Raw genomic sequence first — 26079 nt, 5'->3', positions numbered from 1 at the left:
GAGACAGGTCGTCCGGCATGAAGAATGTGCGCCTTGTGGCGGCGCTGGACATTATCAGGTCTGGGCGGCGGGACAACGTGGCATGGGCAGCACGGACAAGCCCCCGCCGGGAGACGGGGGCGGGCCGGGTCCAGGCCGGGTCTACCTGCAGGCTTTCACGGCCTGCCAGGCCGAGCCGAAACCCTGGGCCGAGAAGGTGTAGGTCAGGGGTTGGCGCAGGTGGTCGCCCGTAAACCGCAGCACCACCCGCTTGCCGGCGAGGAGACCCGTCACGATCCGGTCGAAGGAGGTGCCGTCGAGGCCGATGGACCTGGAGTCGTCGGTGATGCTGTACAGATCCTTGTCGGGCACGGTGAACGGCGCGTCGTTGCCCAGGCGCACGATCACGTCCGGCCAGAGGTGGTGGTCCGTGCCGTCCGGGTCCGGAGGCACGATCTCGTTCTTACCGGCGAAGCTGCCCCAGACGTTCGGCTTGCCGTCGTCGTCGCAGCGCAGGCGCAGTCCGGTATTGCCGTCCAGATCGTTGACCTCCAGCAGGATCACGTAGCTGGTGTTCACGTCGGTGATGGGGTCTTTCTGGACCAGATAGCCCAGATTCTTGTTGATGGCCTTGATGCCCTGCGCCTGGGCCGGGCAGAGCAGGACGCTGCCCATCAGGACGGCAGCCGGGAGCAGTCGCGCGGCAGGTTTCATGGTCACATCGTGACACCTGGCCCCTGGACCGCGCGGCGAATCTGTGCCGCGCCCCCGCTGGGGGAGACGGAACACAGAAAAAACCCCCGCCGGATGGACGGGGGTTGATCTTGGTGGCCAGGGCCGGACTTGAACCGGCGACCCAACGATTTTCAATCGTTTGCTCTACCAGCTGAGCTACCTAGCCTTGCCCCCGAGGGGGACTTGGCGGTCCGGACGGGATTTGAACCCGCGACCTTCTGCGTGACAGGCAGATATGCTAACCGCTACACTACCGGACCAGTCTGGTGGTTTCGCCACTCCGAAAAGCAGCGGGGTTAAGGATAGCCGCGCATCCCACAGTTGTCAACACGGCCGCGCGCTGGTCCGCCGCCGCTCAGAAGGGCACGGCGCAGACACTGCGCAGTTGCCCGGCTTCGGCGGCGTCGTACATGACCTCCAGATACTCGCGCTCCTGAAGGGCGTCAATCATGGCGAAACTCAGCTCGCCCGCATCGTCGTGGTGAAAGAGGATGCCGCCGCCGGGCTGGGTGTGCCCGTAGACCCCGAAGCGCAGGCCCGCCATCTGCACGTATTCGGGCGTCTCGCGAAACCAGCGCTTGGAGCTGTGGTCGGCATAGAACAGGTCGTCGTAATGCAGGTGCGCGGGCAGGGGAGACACGTGGGCGAACTGCACGTCCCCGACCCGAAGCTCGCGCGGAAAACCGCTCATCCAGGTGTGCAGCTGAGGCGGGAGCATCACGCCGCCGCGCTCGGGATCGAACTCAATGTGGCGCAGGCCTCCGTTCGTGCCCAGCACGAAGTGGGGGTTGAGCACCGCGTCGTCGTGGTTGCCCAGCACGATGTGGATCGCGTGGGGCGCGGCTTCCTGATAGGCGCGCAGGCGTTCGAGCTCGCGCACCTGTTCGCGCGCCGCCTGGAGCAGGTGGGTCTCGTCGCGCGGGTCGAAGGAATCGGCCCCGATCAGGCGCGCGTAGCCCTCGGCGCTTTTGGGGTGCACGAGGTCGCCGATCAGGATGACCTGGTACAGCCCCGAAAGGACGGGCGGGGTGGGGCGGCCCTGCGCGTCCACGCAGCTCGCGGCGCGCAGCGCGTCCCACAGCAGCCCGAAGTCGGCGTGCACGTCCCCGATGGCGATCAGCTTGTGCATGGCTAGCCGCGCAAGATGGCCTGAAGCTCTTTGTAGATGGCGCGGCTCTCCTCGAGGGTCTCACCGTAGCCGCGCAGCAGCACGCGGGTGGCCGCGCCGCTCTTGCCGGCCGCCTTGAGCTGCTCGATGAGGTCCTCGATGTGCCGCCGGGCCTTGTCCATCTGCGGATCGCGGGGCGGTTCGGGGGGCAGCGTGGCCGCACGGGCGACGGGGGCCGGGCCGCCGCCGTCCAGGTCGGCCTCGCCCAGGTCGGCGTCGAGGTCGGCGGTGTTGGGGCCGTCTTCGGGGTCGTATTCGACCCAGTGGCCCTCGCCGCCCGCACCCACGCCGTAGAGCCGCGCGGTGTCGGCCAGGGCCGCGAGCCGGGCGTCGTGCAGGGTCGGGCCGCTGCCCAGGCCGCCGCGCGACACGCCGCCCGCACTGAGCAGGGCGCGCACCACGTAGGGCGAGGCGGCGTCGCAGCCCCAGGTCAGGCCCCAGGTCGGGTCGGCCTGTTCGAGGTGGGCGGCCAGGGTGTCGAGGTCGGGAGCGGGGATCACGCGGGCCTGGTCACCCCGGACTTCCAGGGTGGCCCAGGCGGTCATGCTGGCGCGCAGCGCCCCGCGCACGCGGTCAAGGTCGGCCATGGGGCGAGTCTAGCGGGTTGGCGGGGCGCGGGAGGGTCGGGGCACGGGCGTGCCCCCCGCATGACACTTGTCACCCCGGCCGCCTGACAGCGCGCACTGGGCCGCGCGCCGGCCGGCGGGCACCATGAGGCCATGAACGCGATAGAGCTGCGGGGCGTAGACAAGACCTTCGGGGCAGTGCAGGCGCTGCGGGGCCTGACGCTGGAGGTGCGCCCAGGCGAACTGACGGCGCTGCTGGGGCCCAACGGCGCGGGCAAGACGACCGCCATCTCGCTGCTGCTGGGGCTGGCGCGGCCCACGCGCGGCGAGGTGCGCGTGCTGGGCGGCGACCCGCAGCGCCCCGGCGTGCGCTCGCAGGTGGGGGCCATGCCGCAGGAAAGCGCGATTCCACTGGCGCTGACCGTCCGCGAGGCCGTGCACCTGTTCGCCAGCTTCTACCCGCAGCCGCTGGCGGTAGAGCAGGCGCTCGCCCTGGCCGACCTGACCAGCCTCGCCGGGCGGCGCGCCGGGGCGCTCTCGGGCGGTCAGAAGCGGCGGCTGGCCTTCGCCCTGGCGGTGGTGGGCAACCCGGCGGTACTGCTCATCGACGAGCCGACCACGGGGATGGACGCGGGCAGCCGCATCGCCTTCTGGGAGGCGGTATCGCGCCTGCGCGGCGAGGGCCGCACCGTGCTGCTCACCACCCACTACCTCGAAGAAGCCGAGCGCGCCGCCGACCGCGTGGTCGTCATGAACGGCGGGCAGATCCTGGCCGACGGCACGCCGGACACCCTGCGCGCCGGGGTGGGGGGCGCGCGGGTGCGCTTCGTCTCCGACCTCGTGCTCGCCGAGCTGCGCGCCCTGCCCGGCGTCGAAGAGGCGCAGGTGGACGCCGCCGGGCACGCCGAGCTGCGCAGCCGCGCCCCCGAGGCCACCCTGCGCGCGCTGTTCCTGGCCGGCACCGACCTGCGGGGCCTCGAAGTCACGCGCGCCACCCTCGAAGACGCCTTCCTGACCCTGACGCGGCCTGGTCCTGCCCCGGCCTCCCAGTCCGCAGGCGCCCAGGCCTGAAGATTCCTGCCCTGAAGCCCTCCGCCCCGAAGTTCCCCGCCCTCTCCGTCCAGCTTCCGAGGAGCCCTGCCATGACCCAGCTCAGCGACCTGTCCCTGCCCGCCGACCTGCCCCTGCCCGCCGCCGGCCGCACCGCCCCCCTGTGGCCCGCCCTGACGCAGCTCACGCTGGCCGAACTGCGCCGGATGCTGCGCAACCCCATGTTCGCGGTCGGGACCATCGGCTTTCCCATCCTGTTCTTCGCCCTGTTCGGCCTGCCCGCCGTGCGCGAGGTCACGGACGGCGGCGTGAACGTCGGGCAGATCATCCTGGTGCGCTTCGGCATCTACTCGCTGCTGAGCCTCGCCCTGTTCAGCTTCGGGTCGGGCATCGCGGTCGAGCGGGTCGGGGGCTGGCTGCGCCTGCTGCGGGCCTCGCCCATGCCTGCCGGGCTGTTCTTCGCGGCCAAGGTGCTCGCGGCCCTGCTGTTCAGTACCCTCGCCCTCGCGGCGCTCTACGCCTTCGCGCATTTCGCGGGCGGCGTGACCTTCGGTGCGGGGCTGGCGCTGCTCACCCTGGGCAAGCTGCTGCTGGGCATGGTGCCCCTGATCGCCCTGGGGCTGGCGGTGGGCTTTCTCGCCAACCCGCAGGCCGCGCAGATCACGGCGCAGCTCGTGAGCGTCATCATGGCCTTCGCCTCGGGGCTGTTCGTGCCCTTCGGGACCCTGCCCGCCTTCGTGCGCAGCCTCGCGCCCTGGCTGCCCGCCTACCACCTGGGCCAGATCGGCGTCGGGACCGTGGCGGGCCAGAGCGCCCAGGAGCCGGGGCACTGGCTGGCGCTGCTGGCCTTCGGGACCGTGTTCGGCCTGCTGGCGGTGTGGGGGCTGCGGCGCGACGAGAGCCGGGAAAGCTAGTGCGGGTGCATGATGGGCGGGGGGCCGCGCGTGGCCTCGCCGCCCCTTTCGCCGCCCTCCGGAGGTCCCTGATGTCCAGCATGCCGCGCCGATTCTGGGAGCTGTTTCCGCTCTTCTGGCTGATGTTCCTGGCCTATCCGGTCTCGGGTTTCGTGCAGCGGGCACATCCGCCCGGCGAGACGGCGCTGTTCTGGGCCGTCCTCGCCGGGTTCGTCGTGCTGTACGTGCTGGTCTTTCGCCGGGGCCGCGAGGGCCGGGAGTACTGGTCGCTGATCGGCTGGGTCGGGGCGCTGCTCGCCTACGGGGTGACCTTCCGGCTGAGCGACGGCGGGGCCTCGGCCTTTCTGGTGTATGCCGGCGCCCTGGTGGGCTACCAGTCGCGCGCCTACGTGGCGCTGTGGGGCAGCCTGCTCGCCGCGCTGGTCATGGCGCTGCCGCTGTGGAGCGGGCAGTACGGCCTGGACGACCTGCCCTGGATCGTCGTCAACATGGTGTTCACGCTGGTCACGGCCTACGCCAACCACGCCGGATTTCTGCGTCACGTCGCCCAGGCCCGCGTGGCCCAGTTGCAGCGCGAGCAGGAGCGCCTGGCCGCCGAGGCCGAACGCGAGCGCATCGCCCGCGACCTGCATGACCTGCTGGGCCATACCCTGAGCGTGATCGTGCTGAAAAGCGAACTGGCGAGCCGCCTCGCCGAGCGCGCCCCCGCGCAGGCCGCCGCCGAGATCCGCGAGGTCGAGCGCATCAGCCGCGAGGCGCTGCACGAGGTGCGCGCGGCGGTGCGCGGTTATCAGGGCAGCGGGCTGACCGCCGAACTCGCCCGCGCGAAGGTCGCCCTGGACACGGCGGGGGTGGCGCTGAGGGTCGGCGGCCCCCTGCCCGAGCTGCCCCGCGAGGTCGAGGCGACGGCCGCCATGCTGCTGCGCGAGGCCGTGACCAACGTGGTGCGCCACGCCCGCGCCCACGAGGTCCAGGTGAAGGTGGAGGCCGGGCCGCGCGGCTACGTGCTGGAGATCCGCGACGACGGGGTGGGCGGCCAGGCCCCCGAGGGCAGCGGCCTGACCGGTATGCGTGAGCGGGTGCGGGCCATCGGCGGCACGCTGGAGCGCGACGGCCGGGGCGGCACGCGGCTGCGCGCGCAGTTTCCGGTCCTGGCCGGGCGGCCCGTTCCGGCGGCCCCGGCGGCGGTGCGGGCATGATCCGCGTGCTGCTGGCCGAGGATCAGGCCCTCGTGCGCGGCGCGCTGACGGCGCTGCTGTCGCTGGAGCCGGGCCTGGAGGTCGTGGGGGCCGCCGCCGACGGCGACGAGGCGCTGTCGCTGGCCCGTACCCTGCGCCCCGACGTGCTCGTGACCGACATCGAGATGCCCCGGCGCAGCGGCCTGGACCTGGCCGAGCGGCTGCGCGCCGAGCTGCCGGAGGTGCGCGTGATCATCGTGACGACCTTCGCGCGGGGGGGCTACCTGCGCCGCGCGCTGGAGGTCGGGGCGCGCGGCTACCTGCTCAAGGACGCGCCGGCCGCCGAACTCGCGCAGGCCATCCGGCAGGTGCACGCGGGCGGGCGCGCCATCGACCCCGCGCTGGCGGGTGAGGCCTGGGCCGATCCCAGCCCCCTGACCGAGCGCGAGCGGCAGGTGCTCGGCGCGGCCGAGGGCGGGGCGAGCACCTCGGCCATCGCCGCCGGCCTGGGCCTCTCGGAGGGCACGGTGCGCAACTACCTCTCCGAGGCCATCGGCAAGCTCGGGGCCGAGAACCGCGTGGAGGCGGCCCGGCGGGCGCGCGAGAAGGGCTGGCTGTAAGGGGTTGGCGGGCATCACTCCCGGCGGGTGAACACCAGCAGCGCCGCCGCCCCCAACGCGCCCACGCTGCCCAGCACGAGCGGCAGGTCGTGGCCGGCCAGGAAGGCGCGGATGGCCAGCGCGAGACCGGCCCCACCCAGCAGCGTGGTCAGGGCCAGGCCAGCGGCCGTCACGCCGCGCCCCGAGACCTGCGCGCCCCAGCCTGCGCCCGCGAGCCACAGGCAGGCCACTGCCAGCCAGCCGTCCATGCCCCGGACAGTAGAGCGGGCTAGAATCGGGCGTATGAGACCGGCCTATCTCAGCGCCGCCCGTGACCTGCAACTCGGCCGCGAGTGGGCGGTCGAGGGCGACCAGCGCCGCGCCACGCTGGCCTACGGCGACGCCCTGCGGCGGCTGCGTGACCTGCCCCCTGAGCGCACCCGCGACATCCTGCTCGCGCACGTCCATCTGGCCTTCTACCAGACCCTCTCGCTGGTGGGCGACGCGACGGGCCAGGAGCACCTGCATGTCGGCGTGAGCTACGCCCGCAGCACCCGCGACCCGCTGGCCCGCGCGATCGCCGAGGAGTGTCTGAGCGGCCTGGACGTCGTGATGTGAAAGCGGCAGGCTGGGGTATAGGACCCCAGCCTGCCGCCGCCCGCCCGCAGGCTCAGGGCAGCCGGAAGCCCCCGGCGAAGGCGTGTACCTCGGCCTTCACGTCTTCTTCCTTCAGGGCGCGGTCGATCAGGCCGGCGATGGTGTCCATGTCGGCCTCGACCATGCCACGCGTGGTGACGGCGGGCGTGCCCAGGCGGATGCCGCCGCCGTGCATGATCTTCTCGGTGTCGTAGGGCAGCGTGGACTTGGAGATGGTGATGGAGTTGCCGTCCAGGCGCCGGGTCGCCTTGGTACCGTTCAGGCCCTGGGCGCGCAGGTCGAGGACGAGCAGGTGGTTGTCGGTGCCGCCCGACACCACACGGTAGCCGCGCGCCTCGAAGGCCGCCGCGAGCGCCTGCGCGTTCTTGATGACCTGCTTGGCGTAGGCCTTGAACTCGGGTTGCAGCGCCTCGCCGAAGGCCACCGCCTTGCCGGCGATGACGTGTTCGAGCGGCCCGCCCTGGTAGCCGGGGAACACGGCGCGGTCGATCTTCGCGCCCAGCTCGGTGTCGTTGCTCAGGATGATGCCGCCGCGCGGGCCACGCAGGGTCTTGTGGGTGGTGCTGGCGACCACGTGGGCGTGGGGCAGCGCGTTGGGATGCTCGCCCGCCGCGACCAGACCCGCGATGTGCGCGATGTCCGCGAACAGGATGGCCCCCACCTCGTCGGCGATCTCGCGGAAGGCCGCGAAGTCGATGTGGCGGCTGTAGGCGCTGGCCCCCGCGATGATCATCTTGGGCTGGTGCTCGTGGGCGAGGCGGCGCACCTCGTCCATGTCCAGGCGCTCGGTGTCGGGGCTGACCTTGTAGCCCACGATCTGGTAGCGCAGGCCCGAGAAGTTCACGGGGTTGCCGTGCGTGAGGTGCCCGCCGTGCGACAGGTCCATGCCCAGCACGGTCGAACCCGGCTCGATCAGGGCGTTGTACACGGCGAGGTTGGCGCTGCTGCCCGAGTGCGGCTGCACGTTGGCCCACGCGGCCCCGAACAGTTCCTTCACGCGGTCGATGGCGAGCTGCTCGACCTGATCGACAACCTCACAGCCGCCGTACCAGCGCTTGCCGGGGTAGCCCTCGGCGTACTTGTTGGTCAGCACGCTGCCCTGGGCCTCGCGCACCGCCGCCGAGGTGAAGTTCTCCGAGGCGATCAGTTCCAGCCCGACGCGCTGGCGCTCTCCCTCCTGCGCGATCAGGTCGAAAATGGCCGTGTCCCGGACACGGGCGGGGTTCTCGGCGGTCGTCATGCCCTCACGGTAACACCCCCGCCCCGGAGCCGAGGTGGGGGTGTCTTTGCAGGTCAGACGTCCGGGCGACTTCAGGGCAGCTGGCCCGGGCGCACCTCGCCGCCCAGCTTGTGCCGCACGTCCCCGAGGTCGCCGGCCTGCGCCAGCACCAGCACGCTGTCACCGGCCTGAAGCTCGGTGGCTCCCTTCGGGATCAGGAACTCGCCCGCGCGGTGGATCAGGATGACCAGCGCCTCGGGGGGCAGGTGCAGGTCCACGATGCGCGCGCCGTCGGCCTCGCTGCCCCCGCGCACGTCCACCTCGACCATGCCGCCCTTGCCCTGGCCGGTGGGCGTGTAGGTGATGGGGTAGGCGGTGCGCAGCGGCAGCGCCTGACGCACGCCCAGCCAGCGCGCCACCAGGCCCAGGGTGGTCCCCTGGAGCAGCACGCTGGTCAGCACGATGAAAAAGACGATGTTGAACAGCGTCTGGGCCTCGGGCACCCCGGCCAGCAGCGGAAACGTCGCCAGCACGATGGGCACGGCCCCGCGCAGCCCCACCCAGGCGACCATGCTCTTCTCGTTCAGGGGCATCCTGGCGCGCGCGAGGCTGAGGTACACGCTCAGGGGCCGGGCCACGAACACGAGCATCAGGGCGCAGGCCAGCGCCAGCCCGGCGGTCGGCAGCAGCTCGCGCGGGTTGACGAGCAGCCCCAGCGTGAGGAACATCGCCACCTGCATGAGCCACGACAGCCCGTCGTGAAACGAGATCAGGCTGCGCTTGTGGATGAAGTCGGCGTTGCCCAGGATGACGCCCGCGATGTAGATCGCCAGGAAACCGCTGCCGCCCAGCACGGCCGTGCCGCTGAAGATGGTCAGGGCCAGCGCGAGGCTCAGGACCGAGTACAGGCCCTCGAACTGGAGTTGCAGCCGGTTGAGCAGCCACAGCGCCGCGCGCCCCAGCAGCACGCCCAGCAGCGCGCCCAGCAGCATCTCGCGCAGGAACAGCGGCACGATCTCCAGCACGCCCATGCCCGGATGCCCGATGAGTTCGAGCAGCCCGACCGTCAGGAACACGGCCATCGGGTCGTTGCCGCCCGACTCGAATTCGAGCAGCGGGGCCACGTCGCCCTTGAGGCCCAGGGCCCGCTCCTTGAGGACCGAGAACACGGCGCTCGCGTCGGTCGAGCTGACCACCGCGCCCAGCAGCCAGGCTGTGAGCCAGGGCCAGCCGAACGCCAAGTGGACGAACGTCGCCATGACCCCGGCCGTGACCAGCACGCCGACCGTCGCCAGGCTCAGGCCCCGGCGCACCACGGGCCGGGTGTGCGCCCAGCTCGTGTCCAGGCCGCCCTGAAACAGGATGAAACACAGCGCCACGATGCCCAGGGTCTGTGCCAGGGCGTAGTCGTGAAACTGAATGCCCAGGCCGTCGGACCCCGCGACCATCCCCACGCCCAGGAACAGCAGCAGCCCCGGAATCCCGAGCCGCCCCCCCAACCGGCTGACCACCAGACTGGCGATCAGCAGAACGCCGACCACCAGGAGATACGGTTCCGCATGTACTTCGCCCATATGGTCTATGGTCGCATGCCCGCGCCTCATGACCGGCCGGCCAATTTGCCGCTGTGGCCTACAATCGGAGCCGCCATGTCTGCCGCTGTCCCCCCGCCCGCGCCGCCCCTCCTGTCCGTGGCCGGAGGACGGCCGCGCGGGGCCACGCTCTCGGGCCTGATCCTGGGACCGCTGCTGGCCCCCGTCCTGCTGCTGGTGCTGCTCGCGGCGGCGGCCCTGTACGGCGCGCAGGTCAACGGCCAGAGCGTGCAGGAGGTCACGGGCTCCCAGACCCGGCTGGGCCTGATCCGCTCGCTCGAAAGCGACATCGTGAACCTGGAGAACAGCCAGCGCGGCTTCGTGATCACCGGCGACGACAGCTATCTGGAACCCTACGCGCGCGCGCGGGCGTCGTTCACGCGGGATGTCGGTCGCCTGCGCGGCCAGGCGGCCACGGCCCGGCAGCTCGGCAACCTGGAGAGCCTGAATGCCGAGGTGCAGGCCTGGGCCACCGGCACCGCCGCGCAGGAGATCGCGGCCCGGCGGCGCTCGCTGGCCGGAGCGGCCGCGCTGGTCGCGGAGGGCAGCGGGCGCCGGCAACTGGCGCAGGCCCGCGAGCGCCTGGGGGTCATGGTCGAGAACGAGAACCGGCGGCTCGCGGCGGCCCTGGACCGGAGCCGCCGGACCCTGCGCGCCGTGCAGTGGGGCGCGCCGGTGGGGGCGCTGCTGTGCGCGGCGCTGCTGGTGTGGGCCTCGCGGCGTTCGGCCCGCACCGTCTCGCGCGGGGTGCAGGACTTCACGCGTGGGGTCGAGGCGCTGGCGGCCGGACACTACGGCCGGCCGCTGACCCGGACCGGGGTGCGCGAACTCGACGTGCTGGGCGGGCAGTTCGTGGGCATGGCCCAGGCGGTCCAGGAACGCGAGCGGGCACTGGCCGAGGCGGGCGAGGCCCTGCGCGAGAGCAACGTGAACCTGTCGCGCAGCAACCGCGAACTCGAACGCTTCGCCTACGTCGCCTCGCACGACCTGCAAGAGCCCCTGCGGACCATCGGCAGCTACACCGAACTGCTCGCGCGGCGCTACGGCGGCCAGCTCGACGCGCGGGCCGACCAGTACATCGCCTTCACCATCTCGGCCACGCAGCGCCTGAAAAACCTCATCCAGGACCTGCTGGCCTTTTCGCGGGTGCGCAGCGCCAAGCCCGTGCGCGCCCCGGTGGACCTCGCCGAGCTGAGTGCGCAGATCGTGGGCGACCTGGAGACCAAGGTCGCGGAGACGGGGGCCGTGGTCGAGCTGGGGCCGCTGCCGACCGTGCAGGGCAGCGCCGAGCTGCTGCGCCACATGCTCCAGAACCTGCTGACCAACGCCCTGAAGTTCCGCGCGCCGGACCGCGCCCCGCACGTGAGGGTGAGGGCGCGGCGCGAGGCCGGGCGCTGGGTGGTGTCGGTGGCCGACAACGGCATCGGCATCGAGCCGCAGTATTTCGGGCGCATCTTCGGGGTCTTCGAGCGGCTGCACGCCAACGACGCCTACGAGGGCAGCGGCATCGGGCTGGCCGTGACGCGCAGCGCGGCCGAGCACCACGGCGGCGAGGTCTGGGTGGACAGCGTGCCGGGCGAAGGCAGTATCTTCTCCTTTAGCCTGCCCGACGCCCCGAGCGGCGCGGCCCCCCCCTCCGGAGACCTGCCTCATGAGAGCCATTGAAATCCTGCTGGTCGAGGACAACCCGGCCGACATCCTGCTGACCGAAGAAGCGTTCGACGAGGCCGATTTCCCTCATCGCCTGCACGTGGCGCGCGACGGCATCGAGGCGCTGGCCTTCTTGCGCCGCGAGGGTGCCCACGCGCAGGCCCCGGTGCCCGACGTGGTCCTGATGGACCTGAACATGCCGCGCATGAGCGGCCTGGAGGCGCTGGACATCCTCAAGGAGGACGAGACCCTGCGGCGCATCCCGGTGATCGTCCTGACCACCTCGCGCGCCGAGAGCGACATCTGGCGCAGCTACAACCTGCACGCCAACGCCTACATTCCCAAGCCCGTGACCATCAGCGAATTCATCGAAGTCATCAAGTCCTTCGAGTCGTTCTGGTTCGGGGCGGCCGCCCTGCCCCCCCGGGAGCGGCCCTGACCGGGCGTCCAGGCACCCGGAACGCGCGCCGGGGACCGGGGGCCGGGCGGTCTGCTACGCTGTTCGGCATGACGCCCCGCGCCGGTACACTTTCGCCGTTTCCCCGGAGCGGGGCCGCGCTGACCTGAGGGTCGGCCGCGTTTCGCCCCGCCCGCACCTGTTGCGCGGCGGGGTTTTCTTTTGGCGTCGCGGCGGCGCCCCCGCAGGAAACCGCCGCGGCGCCATCCTCTACCGGCAGACGCCGGATCGCCGCAGACCCTACCGAGACACAGAGGAGAACCCCAGATGCAGGACACCGCACTGAACGAGATCGCCGGGGCCGCGACCCTGGAGGCCCTGCAGGCCGTCAAGACGAAGTACGTGGGCAAGAGCGGGCTGGTGACGAAGGAACTCGGCAGCCTGGGCAAACTGCCCCCCGAGGAACGCAAGGCGCGCGGCGCCGAGATCAACGCGGTGCGCGCCGCCCTCCAGACGGCCCTCGACGAGCGTGAAGCCACCCTGAAACGCGAGGCGCTGGACGCCCGGCTGGCCTCCGAGGCGCTGGACGTGACGCTGCCGGGCCTGGGCCTGCCGACCGGCGGCCTGCACCCCATCAACCGGGTATACGACGACCTGCTGGGCATCTACGAACGCCTGGGCTACGCGGTCGTCGAGGGCCCCGAAGTCGAGGACGAGCACCACAATTTCGAGGCCCTGAACGTGCCGTGGTACCACCCCGCCCGCGACCTCCAGGACACCTTCTGGCTCGAAGACGGGCGGCTGCTGCGCACGCACACCAGCCCCATGCAGATCCGCTACATGGTGGACCATGAGCCGGACCTGAAGATCGTGGTGCGCGGCAAGGTCTACCGCTACGAGGCGACCGACGCCACCCACGAGGCGATGTTCCACCAGCTGGAGGGTCTGGTCGTGGGCGACGCCGTGAGCATGGCCGACCTCAAGGGCACCATCGCCGAGATGGCGCGCGGGCTGTATGGCCCCTCGGCGCGGGTGCGCTTCCAGCCGAGCTACTACCCCTTCGTGGAGCCGGGCGCCGACTTCGCCGTGTGGTGGGAAAACCCGCGCGGCGAGAGCAAGTGGCTGGAGCTGGGCGGCTGCGGCATGGTGCACCCGAACGTGTTCAAGGCCGTGGACGACCTGCGCGAAGCGGCGGGCAAGCCGCGCGTGTACGAGGGCAAGACCGGGTTCGCCTTCGGGCTGGGACCGGAGCGTATCGCCATGCTCAAGTACGGCATTCCCGACATCCGCTACTTCTACGCCAACGACCCGCGCGTGCTCGGGCAGTTCCGGGGGGAACTGGGGTGAGTGCGGATGCACTTCAGCCTGAAGAACTGGCCCAGGCCCTGGAAATGATCGTGGCGGACATCCGGACAGGCTCTCTTTCCGCGCGGACGCAAGATGACTTCTACTGGACGATTCTGGAAGCCGATGAGCTGTATGACGTGACGAGGGAACCGGCAACTTACGGCATAGGTAGCCTGAGTGACGACATCGAATCCGTGCGGCGGCTTCTTCAGGAACGTGATGTCCCTGGCCTCGGCCTGGCCATGATCGAGAAAGTTCTGCCAGTGCTGAGCAATATTTACCACCGTGTATACGGAGAACCCGTATGACCCATCTCCCCCAACAAATCCTCGGCAGTCCCAACCTCCGGCCCTTCTGCGCCGACAGCTCGCGGATGCTCCGGCAGTTCCGAGGAGAGCTGGCGTGAGCGGGGTCCACGTGCGCCTCGCCACGCCCGACGACGTTCCCGCCATCGTCCGGGTCTGCTCGGCCGGCTGGCGCGACACCTACGCCGACATCCACTCGGCCGAGTACTGCGAGGACGTGATCGCCCGGTTCTACACGCCCGATCGCGTCGCCTCCGAGATCGGCCCGAGCGACAGCGGGCAGGGGTGGCAGTGGGACGGCTGGCTCGTGTCGGAGCTGGAGGGCGAGGTCATGGGGGCGGGGGGCGGCGGCCCCACCGGGCCGGGCACCTGGGAGGTGTTCGTGCTGTACCTCGACCCCGAAAAACGCCGCCTGGGTGCGGGCCGCGCGCTGCTGGACGCCATGACGGCCCAGGCCCGGGCGCACGGCGCACACGAGCAGTGGGTCAGCGTGACCCAGGACAACCACAAGGGCCTGCCTTTCTACGGGGCGATGGGCTTCACGGTCCGCGAGACGCGTGAACGCCACAGCCAGAACATAGACGAACCGATTCGGACGGTCCGCATGGCCCGTCCACTATCACAGGGGAACACATGAAGACGACCCGCACCCTCGGCATTCTCGGCGGCATGAGCTGGACGAGCACGGCTGAGTACTACCGTCAGATCAACACGGCCTACGCAGACCGCGAGGGCGGCCTGCACTCGGCGCCGCTGCTGCTGCACTCCTTCGACTTCGCGCAGGTGGTCGCGCTGCAAAAAGCCGGGGCCTGGGATGAGGCCGCCGAGCTGCTGGGCGGGGCCGCGCGGCGATTGCAGGACGCCGGGGCGGGGGCCATGCTCATCGCCACGAACACCATGCACCTCGTCGCGCCGCAGATCGCGGACATGCTCGACATTCCGCTGCTGCACATCGTGGACAGCACGGGCGCGGCCCTGAAGGCGGCGGGCGTGGAGCGGGTGGGGCTCATCGCCACCGCCTTCACGATGGAACAGTCCTTCTACAAGGACCGCCTGCGCGAGCGCTTCGGGATCGAGACCATCGTCCCCGAGGCCGCCGAGCGCGCCGAGGTCCACCGCGTCATCTTCGACGAGCTGTGCCGCAACGACATCCGCCCCGAGGCCCGCGAGGGCTACCGCGCCGTGATGGCCGGTCTGGTGGCGCAGGGCGCGCAGGGCATCATCCTGGGCTGCACCGAGATTCCGCTGCTCGTCGGGCCGGAAGACACCACCGTGCCCACCTTCGACACGACCGCCCTGCACGCCCAGGCCGCCGTGAACTGGCTGCTGGACGGCGTGACCCCGTGAGCGTGCCCGAACCCGCGCCCGAACCTGCGACTGGCCGCGAACGCGCCGTGGGCGTCCTGACCCGGCCCGGCGAGGTGCTGCTCATGCTGCGGCGCAGGGCAGGGCGCGCCTACGCCACGCTGCCCGGCGGCGGTATCGAGGCCGGCGAGACGCCCGCGCAGGCCTGTGTGCGCGAGATGCTCGAAGAGGTGAACCTCGTGGTGACGGTGGAGGAGGAACTCGCCGTGCTGGAGACCCTGGGCAGCCGAGAGCACTACTTCCGCGTGGCGGCCGTCTCGGGCGAGATGCGCCTGGGCGACGGCCCCGAGGGCGTCCGCCAGAGCGACGAGAACCGCTACGACCCGCAGTGGGTGCCCCTGGAGCGCCTGGACGCCGTGAACCTGCTGCCCGAAACGATCCGCCCCGCCGTGCGCGGCCTGCTGGAGACCCCATGAAACTGCCCTATTCCTGGCTCAAGGACCTCGTGCCGGGCCTGCCGCCCGTTCACGAGCTCGAACCCATTCTCGCCAGCCTCGGCCTGCCCCTGGAGGGCGTCGAGGAAGTGCCCGCGCCGCCCGCCGGAGTGCTGCTCGCCGCCGTGAAGGAAGCTGCGCCCATCGAGGGCACGGCCCTGACGCGCCTGAGCCTCGACGTGGGCGAACACGGCGAGCAGGTCATCGCCAGCGGCGCGCCGAACGCGGTGGGCCTCGCGGCCGGGACCATGCTGGCTCTCGTGACCCCCGGCACCACGCTGGAGGGTGTCGAGTACGGCGTGCGCCAGCTCCAGGGCGTGGCGTCGTGGGGCATGGCCGCGAGCGCCAAGGAACTCGGCATCGGCGAGGCGAGCGCGGGGCTGCTGCTGTTCCCGGCCGGGACGGCGGCCCCCGGCACGCCCATGCGCGAACTGTGGACCGACGACGCCGTGCTCGACGTGGAGGTCACGCCCAACCGCGCCGATGTCCTGAGTGCCCTGGGGCTGGCGCGCGACCTCGCCGCCTTCCTGAACCTGGAGCTGCGCGAGCCGCCCGCCGGAGCACCGGCCGTGGGCGAGGGCCAGATCCGCGTGACCCTGCCGCCGCGTGGCCTCGTGCTGGAGCGCGACCCCTCGCGCAAGCTGCGTTTCGGCTGCGACCACTTCGCCGCCCGCGCGGTGAGCGGCGTGCACAACGGCCCCGCCCCGCTGTGGATGCAGCGCCGCGTGACCCTGAGCGGCATGCGTTCCATCGACCTGATCGTGGACACCAGCAACTATGTGATGCTCGAACTCGGGCAGCCGACCGCGTTGTACGACCGCCGCGACGTCGAAGGCGACCAGATCATGGTGGCTTTCGGGCTGCGCCAGGGCGAGCGGGTGGCCGACCTGCTGGGCAAGACGCACGAGACCGGCCCCGAGGACCTCCTGATCCTCGACGGCGCGGCGGGCAGCCTGCCGACCGTGGCCGAGGCCTTCGCGTCACAGGGGCCGAAGGCCGGCGAGCACGTGCTGGGCATCGCGGGCATCGTGGGCGGCGACCACGGGCATGTGCGGGCCGACACGGCCGACGTGGTGATCGAGTCGGCGCACTTCGACCCCGTGCTGCTGCGGCGTACCTCGACCCGCCTGGGCCTGAAGACCGACGCCGTGTACCGCTACGAGCGCGGCGTGGACCCGCTGCTCGCGCCGCGCGCCGCGGGCCGCGTGGCCGGGCTGCTCGCCGAGCACGGCGGCGGCACCCCCGAGGCGGGCATGACGGTCGTCGGCGAGCCGGAACTGCCGGGTCAGATCACCGCGACCGGCGACCAGATCCGCGCGCTGCTGGGCATGCATGTCGCCACCGCCGAGATGCGCACCCTCCTGACCCGCCTGGGCTGCGTGGTGGCGGGCGAGGGCGACACCCTCACCGTCACGCCGCCCTCGTGGCGGGTGGACATGGCGATCTGGCAGGACCTCGCCGAGGAAGTGGCCCGCCTGCACGGCTACGCCGAACTGCCTGAGACGCTGCCCGGCCTGCGTGTCCATGACAGCAACGTCGGGGCCTCGGCGGCGAACACCGCGCGTACGGGCCTGCGCCGCACGCTCTCGGGCCTGGGCTTTCAGGAGGTCGTGACCTACACCTTCACCAGCGACGAGGAGGCCGCCAGGGCGCGCACCGAGACGCCGGGCGTGCGCCTGCGTAACCCCCTGACCGCCGACCGCACCGGCCTGCGCACGGCGCTGTATCCCAGCCTGCTGAAGGCGGCCCAGGGCGCGGGCGAGCGGGCGCTGCTGTTCGAGCTGGGGCGCGTGTTCCCGGCCGGCGGCGAGGCCGAGCGCCTGGGCCTGCTCATGCGCGGCCCCCTGGCGCCCAAAACGGACCAGCCGGGCGTGGCGGGCGGCCTGCGGGTCTTCACCGGGCTGGTGGCGGGCTTCGCGGCCAGCCAGGGCGCGGGCTTCGAGCTGCGGCAGCTGCGCGGCGACGCCGTGCCTGCCGCCCTGCATCCCGGCATCGCGGGCGAGGTCGTCTGGAACGGACAGGCGGTGGGTTATCTGGGCGCGCTGCATCCCGAGATCGCGCAGGCCTTCGGCCTCAAGGGCGACACCTTCGTGCTGGAAGTCGCGCTGCCGCTGCCGGCCCGCGAGTGGGCCTTCCGCGATCCCAGTCGCGCGCCGGCCGCGTGGCGCGACCTCGCCGTGACCCTGCCGCTGGATGTCAGCTACGGCGAGCTGGCCGCGCTGCTGCGCGCCGAGGCGGGGGGGCTGCTCGAAAGCGTGGAGCCCTTCGACGTGTACCAGGGCGAGCAGGTGGGCGAGGGCCGGCGCAGCGTGGCCGTACGTCTGGTCTTCCGGGGCGAGAAGACCCTGACCGACGCCGAGGTGGACCCAGTCATGGAGCGCCTGATCGGGGCCGTGCGTGCCCGGAACTGGAGCATCCGCGAGAAGTAGGTGGCTGAGAGGGGGCGCCGGGGCATAGGCCTGCGGCGCCTCTTTTCACACCGGCACGAAAGGCCGGAACACCTCGGCCGGGGCGTCCGCCAGCGCGGCGGTGTCCTGCGCGCGCCGTTCCTGAAACCGCCGCACGAGGTCGTAGCCCAGGGCGTACCCCGCCCAGCGGGGCAGTCCGGCCTCCTCCGAGCCGAAGAACCAGGCGGCGTGCCCGTAGTCGCGGCGGTCGAGCAGGGGAGCGGCCCGTGCCCACAGCGGCGCGAGGTCGGCCGTGAGGCGCGAGTAGGGGGCCGGCTGACCGCCCCGTTCCTCCCGCTCGTGGTGCTGGGCCAGCCCCTCGCTGACGAGGACCTCCAGCAGCGTCTCGCCGTAGCCGGGCCCGCGCCAGCGCCGGCAGTGGTGCAGTTCGTGGGCCAGGGTCGCCGGCACCTCGGTGCCCCAGAGGGCCGCGAAGTTCGGGTTCTGCGGGCTGAGGGTCAGTTCGGCGTAGTGCCCGGCCGGGGCGTAGCCGTGGACCCCCGTCTCGGGCAGGCCCCAGGGCAGCACCCGTACGGCCACGTCCACCCCGTCCAGGCCCAGGCGCTGTCCCTGGCGCGCGAGGGCCGCGTCCAGCACCTCACGGAGGTCGCCTGCCAGGGCCCCGGGCAGCAGGCCGCCCGCGTTCATGAGGTGCAGGGTCAGGGGGCGCGACATGACCCCAGCGTCGCATAGACTCTGGCCCATGAGCGACCTGCCCCACTCGCGCGCGTGGTACGCCCGCCTCGGCCGCGAGCAGAGCGTCTATGCCCACCCGTGGCGCCGCGTGCTGTCCGGCCCCGACCCCGAGGAGACCTTCGACGGACTGCTCGCCGCCCTGCTGACCCCGCAGGCGCAGGTGCTGGAGGCCGGCTGCGGGCACGGTCCCGACGCCGCCCGTTTCGGTGCGCGGGCCGCCCGCTGGGTCGCCTACGATTTCGTGCCCGAGTGGGTGGCGGCGGCCCAGGCGAATGCCCCCCACGCCGAGGTCCACCTGTGGGACGGCCGGGGCGAGGTGCCTGCCCCCCTGCGCGGCCCCTTTGACCTGATCGTGTCGCGGCGGGGGCCGACCTCGGTCATCCGGCACCTGCCCGCGCTGGCCGCCCCGGACGCCCGGTTCCTGTACGTCGGCCCCCGGCTGGACGTGCCGCAGGTGCCGGCCGAGCTGGAGGCCGCCGGGTGGCAGGTGCTGGGCGAGTGGCGGGCCTCGGTGCTGGCCCACGCCCCAACCCGCGCCGACTGGCAGAGGCGCTGCGAGTGGATGGACGAGCCCGGCCGGGTGGCCGAATGGGACTGGCAGGCGCGGGCGGCGGGCCTGCCCTACCGCGAGGAGCGTTACACCGTGCTGGCCGCCCCTGCCTGAGCCTCCCGCCACAGCGCCACGGCCCGGCGCGTGTACGGCCCCAGCAGGTCCAGGCCGTCCAGCTCGGCGGCCCGGACATACCGCGCTTCCGTGACCTCGCCGGCGGGCAGGCGCAGCTCGCCCCTCACGCCCTGCGCCCGGTACGCCACCCCCACCGAATCCCAGACCCCCGCCCCGTCGCGGTAACGGAATTCCGGCCCGGCCAGGAGGTGCAGCGGCTCCAGTGAGGCGGCCTCCAGCCCGGTCTCCTCGCGCAGCTCGCGGCGGGCGCAGGCTTCCAGGCCCTCGCCAGGTTCCAGCTTGCCGCCAGGCAGGGTCCACTGCCCGCTCTCGGCGTCGCGCAGCAGCAGCAGGCGGCCCAAGTCGTCTTCCACGTACACGCTCGCGCCGGGCACGAACCAGGGCCGTCCGTCCAGCAGACGTGCCAGATCGGCCCAGTAGCCGGGGTCGGGCCGCCGCGGGGGCCGGGGCGGCAGCGCCAGCGGGGGCAGGCCCGCCCGGCGGCGCAGGATGTTCAGGCACACCACGTTGATGCTGCCGCTGATGGTCGGCAGGCTGTCGTGCGCGAACCAGCCCAGCTCCAGCGTCTCGCCGCTGTCGTCGGGGCAGGCGTGCTCCAGGGCGCGGGCGGGCAGGGTGCCATAGAACAGCACGTCCACGATGTAGATCTCGTCGCCGTGCGGGTATCGGCCGTACAGGTCGGGGCCGCTGACCAGCCCGTCGTGCAGGCCCAGCCACGTCAGGTCGGGGCATTCCAGGCCGGTTTCCTCGCGCAGTTCGCGCCGCGCCGCCGCCAGAAAGTCCTCGCCGCTCTCGACCGCGCCGCCCGGCAGGCCCCACAGGCCGTCGTCACCCCGGCGCTGGAGCAGCACCTCGCCGCGCTCGTTCTCGATGAGCAGCCCGGCGGCCACCCCCAGCAGCGGGCGGGTGCCCCAGACGGCGCGCAGGCTCAGCAGGTCGGACATGCCGCGAGCCTAGCGCCCGCCTGATACACATAGGGCGAATGTCTGCGCCTGCCCTCCTCCTGATCTCCAACGGCCACGCCGAAGACCTCATCGGCGCGGCGCTGGGCCGCGAACTGCGCCGCCTGTCGCCCGAACTCAGCCTGCTGGCCCTGCCGCTGGTGGGGGAGGGCCGGGCCTACGCGGGCGTGGCCGAGATCGCCGGGCCGGTCCTGAACCTGCCCTCGGGCGGCTTTCCCTTCGGCAGCCTGGAGAACCTGCGCGCCGACCTGGGGGCCGGGCTGGTGGGGACCTCGGTGGGGCAGGCGGTCGCCGCCCGGCTGCGGGGCACGCAGGTCGGGCGTGTGGTCGTGGTGGGCGACACCTACGCGCTGGGGCTGGGGGCGCTGGCGGCCGGGGCCGTGCCGGGCGGTCGCGTGAGAAGGCGGCTGCCGCTGGTACACCTGCAACCCCTCGTGTCGGTGCTGTACGCCCAGGATATGGGGGTCCGGGGGCACCTGCGCGAACTCAACGCCCTGGGGGCCAACGCCTTCATGCCCTGGGAGACCGCGCTGGGCCGCCGCGCCGAACGGGTCTACACCCGCGACGCGGCCTCGGCCCGGCACCTCGCCCGCCGGGGCGTGAACGCCGCGTACCGGGGGGGCTTCGCGCCCGATATCCTGCCGCCACCCGAGCGCGGGCTGGAAGGGGTCCGGGACGGCCGCCCGGTGCTGGCCCTGCTGCCCGGCCAGCGCGGCGACGCCCGCACCTCGCTGCCGGTGATGCTGGACGCCGCCGCCCGCCTGCCCGAGTTTCAGGCCCTCGTGGCGTGGCCGCGCGACTGGGCCGGGCTGCCCCCCCTGCCCGGCTGGGCGGTGCGCCCCGAGTCCGATTCGCTCGCCTGGGCCATGCGCGAAGACGTGCGGGTGGGCCTGCTGCGCGGCGCGTTCTCGGCGGTGCTGCACGCGGCGGCCGATACGGGGGGACTGGCCCTGGGCACGGCGGGCACCGCGAGCGAGCAGGCGGCGGCCCTGGGCGTGCCGGTCGTCGGTTTTCCGACCGCCGGGCCGCAGTATGTGCCCGGCTTCGCGGCGCGGCAGGCGCGGCTGCTCGGCGCGGCCCTGACCCTGACCGCTCCCGAGGGGCAGGCCGTCGCCGCCGCCGTGCGGGCGCTGGCCCAGGACGGCCGCCGCCTCGCCTTCGCCCGCGCCCAGGGCCGGGAGCGCATGGGCACGCCGGGGGCACTGGCGCAGATCGCGCGGGAAATCCTCGGGGCGGAGGGAGGGTCGGCCGCCCCGCCCCCTCCTTCCCGCGACCCACTACCATGAGGCACGTGACGAACGACGTGCAGCCGCCCCGCGTGGGCGTGGTGATGGGATCGCGAAGCGATTTCGCGACGATGGAAGGGGCACTCCAGGTGCTGCTTGAGCTGGGCGTGCCCTACGAGGTGCGGGTGCTCTCGGCCCACCGCACGCCCGGGCTGCTCGCCAGCTACGGAGCGCGCGCCGAGCGGCTGAACCTCGCCTGCGTCATCGCCGGGGCGGGCGGCGCGGCCCACCTGCCGGGCATGCTCGCGGCCTTCACGCGGGTGCCGGTGCTGGGGGTGCCGGTGCAGTCGCGCGCCCTGAGCGGCCAGGACTCGCTGCTGAGCATCGTGCAGATGCCCGCCGGGGTGCCGGTCGCCACGTTCGCCATCGGGGAGGCGGGGGCCAGGAACGCCGCGCTGTTCGCCGCCGCCCTCCTCGCCACGACCGACCCTGACGTACGCGGTCGCCTGGAGGCCTTCCGGCAGGCGCAGACGCGCGCCGTGCTTGACGACCCGTACTTCGAAGGCCACCCCCAGGCGGGCGAGGCGTGAGCGCGCCTGGCCGGGAGGCGGCGGGCTTCCGGGGCCTGACCCTGGGTATCCTGGGCGGCGGGCAACTGGCGCAGATGCTCGCGCTCGCGGCGCTGCCGCTGGGCGTGCGGGTGCGCGTGCTCGAACCCGACCCGCAGGCCCCCGCGCGGCTGTGCGCCGAGCACCTGCTGGCCCCCTACACCGACCCCGCCGGGCTGGACGCCCTGGCCGAATGCGACGCCGTGACCCTGGAGTTCGAGAACGTGCCGGTCGAGGCCCTGGCCGCGCTGGACGGCCGCGTGCCGGTGCGCCCCGGCGGCGGGCTGCTGGCGCGCAGCAAGCACCGCGCCCGCGAGAAGGAGGCCCTGCGCGCGGCCGGGGTCCAGACCGCGCCCTTCGAGGTCATCGAGTCCGCCGCCGACCTGGAAGGCGCGCTGGAGCGGGTCGGCGGCCGGGGCATCCTCAAGACCTCCGAGCTGGGCTACGACGGCAAGGGGCAGGCGCGCGTGTCCACCCCGGCCGAGCTGGCCGCCGCCTGGGCCGACCTGGGCCGCGTGCCCTGCGTGCTGGAGGGCCTGGTGGCCTTTGGGGGTGAGGTCAGCCTCAGCGTGGCGCGCACGGCGGGCGGCGAGCTGGCCTTCGGGCCCTTGATCGAGAACGTGCACCGGGGCGGCATCCTGCGCACCAGCGTCTTTCCGGCCGAGGCCCCGGAAGGCACCGAAGCCCGTGCCCGCGAGGCCGCCCGCGCCGTCGCCGAGGCCTGGGGGCTGGAGGGCCTGCTGACCGTCGAGTTCTTCCTGCTGCCCGGCGGCGCGCTGCTCGCCAACGAGGTCGCGCCGCGCGTGCACAACTCCGGGCACCTCACGCAGGACGGCGGCGGCCTGAGCCAGTTCGGGGCGCAGGTGCGCGCGGTGCTGGGCCTGCCGCTCGCCGACTGGCGGCCCCTGCTGCCCTGCGCGATGGTCAACGTGGTCGGCGTGCAGGGCCAGGAACCCGACTGGGCGCGGATAGACGCCCTGCCCGGCACCCATGTCCACCTGTACCACAAGGCCTTCCGCGCCGGGCGCAAGCTGGGGCACGTCAACGTGGTCGCCCCCGACCGGGACACCCTGCGGAAGCGCGTGGCCGAGCTCGAACGGCTGATTCCCTGAGCGGCGTCGGGCAGGGGGTGTGGAGGCCGGGCCGGGCGCCGGCCTAGGTGCCGCCCTCGGCCTCGTCCTGAAAGATGTCCTCGATCTTCAGACCGAACAGCCGCGCGAGCCGGAAGGCCAGGGGCAGCGAGGGATCGTATTTGCCGGTTTCGAGCGCGTTGACCGTCTGGCGCGATACGTCGAGGCGCTCGGCGAGATCGGCCTGCGTGAGGCCATGTTCGGCGCGCAGCACCTTGATCCGGTTTTTCACTCCTGCGCCTCGCGGCGGGCGAGGACGGTCTGCGTGAGCAGAAAGGTGCCGTAGCCCGCCACGTAGACCCCGACCATCGTTCCGGCGGCGAAGTCGGCGCTGCCGCGCGCACTGCTCAGGAGGCTCAGGGCCAGCAGCGCGCCCATGACCCCGGCGAAGGCCAGCGCGGCGCTGCGCAGCATCAGGGTCTGGCCGTACTCGTCCTGCTGCCGGTACACGGCCACGCAGCGCAGGGCGTCGGCCAGCGGGGCCAGCATGAGCAGCGCCGTGGCCCACCAGTTCACCTGCCCCTTAGGGCCCAGGAACAGGCCCAGCAGCCCGCCCAGCGCCAGCAGCACCGTGGCCCCCAGATAGGGTCCCTGTACCCGGCGCAGCGTCTCGGCGCGGGTCACTGGCCCTGCTCCTGCTCATGCTCCTGCTCCTGCCGGCGAGCGCTCCGCAGTGTCCGGGCTCCGGCCAGGACCAGCCCGAGCATGAGCGCCAGCACCGTGAAGGGCAGCGCCTGCGTGAACAGCCCGGCCCGCGGATGTTGAGCGGCGGGCACCAGCAGGACGACATTCATTCCGCTCAGGACGCTGGCGAGGGCGAAGAGGAGGGTGGCCTGTTGCTTGACATCGTTCATGTCTGCTCTCCTTGACCTAAAGTCAATGTTCCTTGACTTAAGGTACGCCAGGGGCAACTTTAAGTCAAGTAAGCTTGTCATTATCGGGTCAAAGAAAACCGCCCGTTCCATGCCGGGCGGTGGGGTAGCTGCGGGCGTGGGTTTTAGTAGCGGCCCGCTGCGAATACGGCCCGGATCTGTTCACGGTCCATACCCAGGCTCAGCAGCACGAGCAGCAGCAGCCGGGCCTTATGCGCGTTCAGGAAACTGGCCGGAATGGCCCCGGCGGCCACCAGGGTCGCGCCGCCGCCCGCGTAGCCGTACACCGGCAGGATGGGGCCGGTGTGGGTGCGCGTGGCGATCACCACGGGTTTCTCGGTCGCCGCGATCAGGGGCAGCAGTTCGGGGGGTAGGTTGCCGGTGCCCAGCGCCGCGATGACCAGCCCGTCGGCGCGCGCGGCGGCCTCGGCGTAGCCCTCGCCCTGCCAGCCGGCGTAGGCGTACAGCACCTCGACCCTGGCCCCCAGCGCCGCCGGGGCGTAGGTGGGGCGCGGCTCGGGCGTGGCGAAGTAATGCACCTGCGCGCCGTAGCCGCTCGCCTCGTCGCCGGTGCGGTCGGCGCGGCCGATGGGGCCGGGCGAGCCGCCGAAGGCGTCCACCGCGCTCGTGTGCACCTTGGTCACGGTGCGCGCGTCGAACAGGTCGCCCCCGAAGGCCACCAGCGGCCCGCGCCCGGCGGTCCGGGGGTCCAGGGCGACGAGCGCGGCGTCGAGCAGGTTGCCGGGGCCGTCCCACGACACCTCGCCCGCGTGCCTCATGCTGCCGGTCAGGACCACGGGCGGCAGCCCGGCGGGCAACACCAGATGCAGCAGGTACGCCGTCTCCTCCAGCGTGTCGGTGCCGTGCGTGACCACGACGCCGTCGTGGCCCGGCCCGACCTCCTCGATCAGCCGCGCGAGTTCCAGCATGTGCGCGGGGGTCACGTGCGGGCTGGGCAGCGTGAAGGGCTGATACTCGCTCAGGTGCGTGTGGCGCAGCCCCGGCACGCTGGGGGCCGTCTGGGGCACCACGCCGCGTCCGTCGGGGCTGGGCCGGCTGGCGATGGTGCCCCCGGTATGGATGACGGCCAGTCGCCGCTGGGCAGCCCCCGTCCCCGGCATCAGCGCCTGCGGTAGGCGGCGCCCAGCGGGGCCAGGGCGACCAGCGCGCCCAGCACCACCAGGAGGGTCATGGGCAGTTCGGCCAGCACGGCCGCGCCCAGCCGCTCGCCGGGGCGCTCCATCAGGCCGGCGCCCAGCCACACCGCGCCGGCCAGCAGGGCCAGGCCCCAGGTCACGGCGCACAGGTTCAGGCCGGCCAGGGCGGGTTTCAGGGGGCTGAGCCCCAGGCCCGCGCGGCCACGCGGCTCAGCCGTGCGCGGCATCGATCAGCTCCTGCGCGCCCTGCGCGAGCATATCGGCGGCCAGTTCGGCCCCCAGGTCGGCGCACTCGGTGGCGTCGCCGCTGCTCTCGGCGCGGATCACCTTGCGCCCGTCGATGCCGCCGACCCAGCCTTCCAGGGTCAGCACGCCGCCCTTGACGGTCGCGTGCGCGCCCACCGGGGCCATGCAGCCCGCGCCCAGCCCCGCCAGGAACTCGCGCTCGGCGGTGATGCGGTCGTCGGTCATGTGGTCGTGGATGGCGTAGGCCACCTCGATGCTCAGATCGTCGTCGGCGCGCGTCTCCAGCGCCAGCGCGCCCTGGCCGGGGGCCGGCAGCAGGATGTCGGTGGCGACGAACTCATCGATGCGGTGGCGCTGCTCGGTGCGGATCAGGCCCGCCGCCGCCAGGATGATCGCGTCGTATTCGCCGCCCCCGATGGCCGCGAGCCGCGTGTCGATGTTGCCGCGCAGGTCCTTGACCACGAGGTCGGGCCGGTAGGCGCGCAAGAAGGCCTTGCGCCGCACGCTGCTCGTGCCGATGCGGGCGCCGGCGGGCAGGTCCGCGAGCTTCTTCATGCCTTCGCGGCCGATCAAGACGTCGCGCGCGTCCACCCGCTTGGGAATGGCCGAGACTTCCAGGCCCTCGGGCTGCGCCGTGGGCAGGTCCTTGAGGGAATGCACCGCGATGTCCACCTGCTTTTGCAGCAGGGCGTCCTCGATCTCCTTAACCCAGAAGCCTTTGTCGCCCTTCTGGGCCATCGTCCCCAGGCTCTCGCGGCTGCGGTCGCCCTTGGTACTGATGGTCTGAATCCGGAAATCGGTTTCGGGCCATTCCTCTTTGAGCCGCGCCACGACCCACCGCGTCTGCGCGAGCGCGAGCGCCGAGCCCCGCGTGCCAACCGTCACCGTCCGCATA

General features: G+C 72.6%; 31 protein-coding genes and 2 tRNA genes. 17 read left to right on the top strand and 16 right to left on the bottom strand.

The window, feature by feature from the left end; all coding sequences use genetic code 11:
- Nucleotides 1-141 precede the first annotated feature (141 nt).
- The 5 genes from DGO_RS13700 to DGO_RS13680 form a co-directional block, all read right to left on the bottom strand.
- Nucleotides 142-693 carry a hypothetical protein gene (locus DGO_RS13700; RefSeq protein ID WP_014686109.1) on the bottom strand — a complete coding sequence of 184 codons (552 nt, stop codon included), beginning with the start codon at nt 691-693 and terminating at the stop codon, nt 142-144.
- 111 nt (nt 694-804) lie between these two features.
- Nucleotides 805-880, bottom strand: a tRNA-Phe gene (locus DGO_RS13695).
- 18 nt (nt 881-898) lie between these two features.
- A tRNA-Asp gene (locus tag DGO_RS13690) sits at nt 899-974 on the bottom strand.
- A 95-nt stretch (nt 975-1069) separates the two neighbouring features.
- A complete protein-coding gene (locus DGO_RS13685) occupies nt 1070-1843 on the bottom strand; it encodes a metallophosphoesterase (RefSeq protein ID WP_014686108.1) in 774 nt (257 codons plus the stop codon).
- 2 nt (nt 1844-1845) lie between these two features.
- The gene (locus DGO_RS13680; RefSeq protein ID WP_014686107.1) at nt 1846-2469 is read right to left on the bottom strand and encodes a hypothetical protein; all 624 of its coding nucleotides are present in this window, start codon (nt 2467-2469) and stop codon (nt 1846-1848) included.
- A 132-nt stretch (nt 2470-2601) separates the two neighbouring features.
- Between DGO_RS13680 and DGO_RS13675 the strand changes: the two genes are divergently transcribed.
- From DGO_RS13675 to DGO_RS13660, 4 genes are all read left to right on the top strand, one after another.
- A complete protein-coding gene (locus DGO_RS13675; protein ID WP_014686105.1) occupies nt 2602-3519 on the top strand; it encodes an ABC transporter ATP-binding protein in 918 nt (305 codons plus the stop codon).
- A gap of 71 nt (nt 3520-3590) precedes the next feature.
- A complete protein-coding gene (locus tag DGO_RS13670; protein WP_014686104.1) occupies nt 3591-4412 on the top strand; it encodes an ABC transporter permease in 822 nt (273 codons plus the stop codon).
- A 71-nt stretch (nt 4413-4483) separates the two neighbouring features.
- Entirely contained in the window at nt 4484-5611 is a 1128-nt protein-coding gene (locus DGO_RS13665) for a sensor histidine kinase (RefSeq protein WP_014686103.1), read from the top strand.
- Nucleotides 5608-6210, top strand: a complete 603-nt coding sequence (locus DGO_RS13660) for a response regulator transcription factor (RefSeq protein ID WP_014686102.1) — start codon at nt 5608-5610, stop codon at nt 6208-6210. Before DGO_RS13665 ends, DGO_RS13660 begins: the two co-directional genes overlap by 4 nt.
- A 14-nt stretch (nt 6211-6224) precedes the next feature.
- Here the strand turns inward: DGO_RS13660 and DGO_RS13655 are convergent, their stop codons facing one another.
- The gene (locus tag DGO_RS13655) at nt 6225-6458 is read right to left on the bottom strand and encodes a hypothetical protein (protein WP_043802499.1); all 234 of its coding nucleotides are present in this window, start codon (nt 6456-6458) and stop codon (nt 6225-6227) included.
- Nucleotides 6459-6492: 34 nt separating this feature from the next.
- Here DGO_RS13655 and DGO_RS13650 point away from each other — a divergent pair, with 34 nt between their 5' ends.
- Entirely contained in the window at nt 6493-6807 is a 315-nt protein-coding gene (locus DGO_RS13650; RefSeq protein ID WP_014686101.1) for a hypothetical protein, read from the top strand.
- A 52-nt stretch (nt 6808-6859) separates the two neighbouring features.
- Here DGO_RS13650 and glyA read toward each other — a convergent pair whose 3' ends face one another.
- Both glyA and DGO_RS13640 read right to left on the bottom strand, forming a co-directional pair.
- The gene (gene glyA, locus DGO_RS13645; RefSeq protein ID WP_014686100.1) at nt 6860-8086 is read right to left on the bottom strand and encodes a serine hydroxymethyltransferase; all 1227 of its coding nucleotides are present in this window, start codon (nt 8084-8086) and stop codon (nt 6860-6862) included.
- Nucleotides 8087-8157: 71 nt separating this feature from the next.
- Nucleotides 8158-9639, bottom strand: a complete 1482-nt coding sequence (locus tag DGO_RS13640) for a potassium/proton antiporter (protein WP_014686099.1) — start codon at nt 9637-9639, stop codon at nt 8158-8160.
- 75 nt (nt 9640-9714) lie between these two features.
- Between DGO_RS13640 and DGO_RS13635 the strand changes: the two genes are divergently transcribed.
- The 8 genes from DGO_RS13635 (at nt 9715) to DGO_RS13600 (ending at nt 17584) form a co-directional block, all read left to right on the top strand.
- On the top strand, nt 9715-11322 hold the full coding sequence (locus DGO_RS13635) for a sensor histidine kinase (protein ID WP_050920818.1): 1608 nt from the start codon (nt 9715-9717) through the stop codon (nt 11320-11322).
- The gene (locus tag DGO_RS13630) at nt 11309-11746 is read left to right on the top strand and encodes a response regulator (RefSeq protein ID WP_014686097.1); all 438 of its coding nucleotides are present in this window, start codon (nt 11309-11311) and stop codon (nt 11744-11746) included. Before DGO_RS13635 ends, DGO_RS13630 begins: the two co-directional genes overlap by 14 nt.
- A gap of 285 nt (nt 11747-12031) precedes the next feature.
- Nucleotides 12032-13051, top strand: coding sequence for a phenylalanine--tRNA ligase subunit alpha (gene pheS / locus DGO_RS13625; RefSeq protein ID WP_014686096.1), 1020 nt, complete (start codon nt 12032-12034; stop codon nt 13049-13051).
- Nucleotides 13048-13359, top strand: a complete 312-nt coding sequence (locus DGO_RS13620; protein WP_014686095.1) for a hypothetical protein — start codon at nt 13048-13050, stop codon at nt 13357-13359. The genes pheS and DGO_RS13620 overlap by 4 nt, the downstream gene beginning before the upstream one ends.
- Before the next feature lie 94 nt (nt 13360-13453).
- Entirely contained in the window at nt 13454-13993 is a 540-nt protein-coding gene (locus tag DGO_RS13615) for a GNAT family N-acetyltransferase (protein WP_083847299.1), read from the top strand.
- Nucleotides 13990-14703 carry an aspartate/glutamate racemase family protein gene (locus DGO_RS13610; protein ID WP_014686093.1) on the top strand — a complete coding sequence of 238 codons (714 nt, stop codon included), beginning with the start codon at nt 13990-13992 and terminating at the stop codon, nt 14701-14703. The genes DGO_RS13615 and DGO_RS13610 overlap by 4 nt, the downstream gene beginning before the upstream one ends.
- Nucleotides 14700-15137, top strand: coding sequence for an NUDIX domain-containing protein (locus tag DGO_RS13605; RefSeq protein ID WP_226991379.1), 438 nt, complete (start codon nt 14700-14702; stop codon nt 15135-15137). Before DGO_RS13610 ends, DGO_RS13605 begins: the two co-directional genes overlap by 4 nt.
- A complete protein-coding gene (locus tag DGO_RS13600) occupies nt 15134-17584 on the top strand; it encodes a phenylalanine--tRNA ligase subunit beta (RefSeq protein ID WP_014686091.1) in 2451 nt (816 codons plus the stop codon). The genes DGO_RS13605 and DGO_RS13600 overlap by 4 nt, the downstream gene beginning before the upstream one ends.
- A gap of 45 nt (nt 17585-17629) precedes the next feature.
- Here DGO_RS13600 and DGO_RS13595 read toward each other — a convergent pair whose 3' ends face one another.
- The gene (locus tag DGO_RS13595) at nt 17630-18277 is read right to left on the bottom strand and encodes a DUF2268 domain-containing putative Zn-dependent protease (RefSeq protein WP_145975336.1); all 648 of its coding nucleotides are present in this window, start codon (nt 18275-18277) and stop codon (nt 17630-17632) included.
- Nucleotides 18278-18305: 28 nt separating this feature from the next.
- Between DGO_RS13595 and DGO_RS13590 the strand changes: the two genes are divergently transcribed.
- Nucleotides 18306-18962, top strand: a complete 657-nt coding sequence (locus DGO_RS13590) for a methyltransferase domain-containing protein (RefSeq protein WP_014686089.1) — start codon at nt 18306-18308, stop codon at nt 18960-18962.
- Here the strand turns inward: DGO_RS13590 and DGO_RS24750 are convergent.
- On the bottom strand, nt 18935-19927 hold the full coding sequence (locus DGO_RS24750) for an NUDIX hydrolase (RefSeq protein ID WP_043802491.1): 993 nt from the start codon (nt 19925-19927) through the stop codon (nt 18935-18937). The genes DGO_RS13590 and DGO_RS24750 overlap by 28 nt on opposite strands.
- Nucleotides 19928-19965: 38 nt before the next feature.
- On the opposite strand from DGO_RS24750, the gene DGO_RS13580 reads away from it, so the two are divergent.
- The 3 genes from DGO_RS13580 (at nt 19966) to purK (ending at nt 22891) form a co-directional block, all read left to right on the top strand.
- On the top strand, nt 19966-21231 hold the full coding sequence (locus DGO_RS13580) for a lipid-A-disaccharide synthase-related protein (protein ID WP_014686087.1): 1266 nt from the start codon (nt 19966-19968) through the stop codon (nt 21229-21231).
- Nucleotides 21228-21761, top strand: coding sequence for a 5-(carboxyamino)imidazole ribonucleotide mutase (gene purE, locus DGO_RS13575; protein ID WP_043802488.1), 534 nt, complete (start codon nt 21228-21230; stop codon nt 21759-21761). Before DGO_RS13580 ends, purE begins: the two co-directional genes overlap by 4 nt.
- 74 nt (nt 21762-21835) lie before the next feature.
- Entirely contained in the window at nt 21836-22891 is a 1056-nt protein-coding gene (gene purK / locus DGO_RS13570; RefSeq protein WP_050920919.1) for a 5-(carboxyamino)imidazole ribonucleotide synthase, read from the top strand.
- A 43-nt stretch (nt 22892-22934) separates the two neighbouring features.
- Here purK and DGO_RS13565 read toward each other — a convergent pair whose 3' ends face one another.
- From DGO_RS13565 to hemC, 6 genes are all read right to left on the bottom strand, one after another.
- On the bottom strand, nt 22935-23141 hold the full coding sequence (locus tag DGO_RS13565; protein WP_014686084.1) for a helix-turn-helix transcriptional regulator: 207 nt from the start codon (nt 23139-23141) through the stop codon (nt 22935-22937).
- Entirely contained in the window at nt 23138-23533 is a 396-nt protein-coding gene (locus tag DGO_RS13560) for a hypothetical protein (RefSeq protein WP_014686083.1), read from the bottom strand. Before DGO_RS13560 ends, DGO_RS13565 begins: the two co-directional genes overlap by 4 nt.
- Complete coding sequence (locus DGO_RS13555) at nt 23530-23763, bottom strand: hypothetical protein (RefSeq protein WP_014686082.1); 234 nt, start codon at nt 23761-23763, stop codon at nt 23530-23532. The genes DGO_RS13560 and DGO_RS13555 overlap by 4 nt, the downstream gene beginning before the upstream one ends.
- A gap of 143 nt (nt 23764-23906) precedes the next feature.
- Entirely contained in the window at nt 23907-24902 is a 996-nt protein-coding gene (locus DGO_RS13550; RefSeq protein WP_043802487.1) for an asparaginase, read from the bottom strand.
- Nucleotides 24902-25165 carry a hypothetical protein gene (locus DGO_RS13545; protein WP_014686080.1) on the bottom strand — a complete coding sequence of 88 codons (264 nt, stop codon included), beginning with the start codon at nt 25163-25165 and terminating at the stop codon, nt 24902-24904. The genes DGO_RS13550 and DGO_RS13545 overlap by 1 nt, the downstream gene beginning before the upstream one ends.
- The gene (gene hemC, locus DGO_RS13540) at nt 25149-26078 is read right to left on the bottom strand and encodes a hydroxymethylbilane synthase (RefSeq protein WP_014686079.1); all 930 of its coding nucleotides are present in this window, start codon (nt 26076-26078) and stop codon (nt 25149-25151) included. Before hemC ends, DGO_RS13545 begins: the two co-directional genes overlap by 17 nt.
- Nucleotide 26079: the final 1 nt, after the last annotated feature.

This window comes from Deinococcus gobiensis I-0, assembly GCF_000252445.1.
Lineage (GTDB): Bacteria > Deinococcota > Deinococci > Deinococcales > Deinococcaceae > Deinococcus > Deinococcus gobiensis.
Note: the sequence above shows the minus strand (reverse complement) of the source record. Positions and strands in the feature narration are given on the sequence as shown.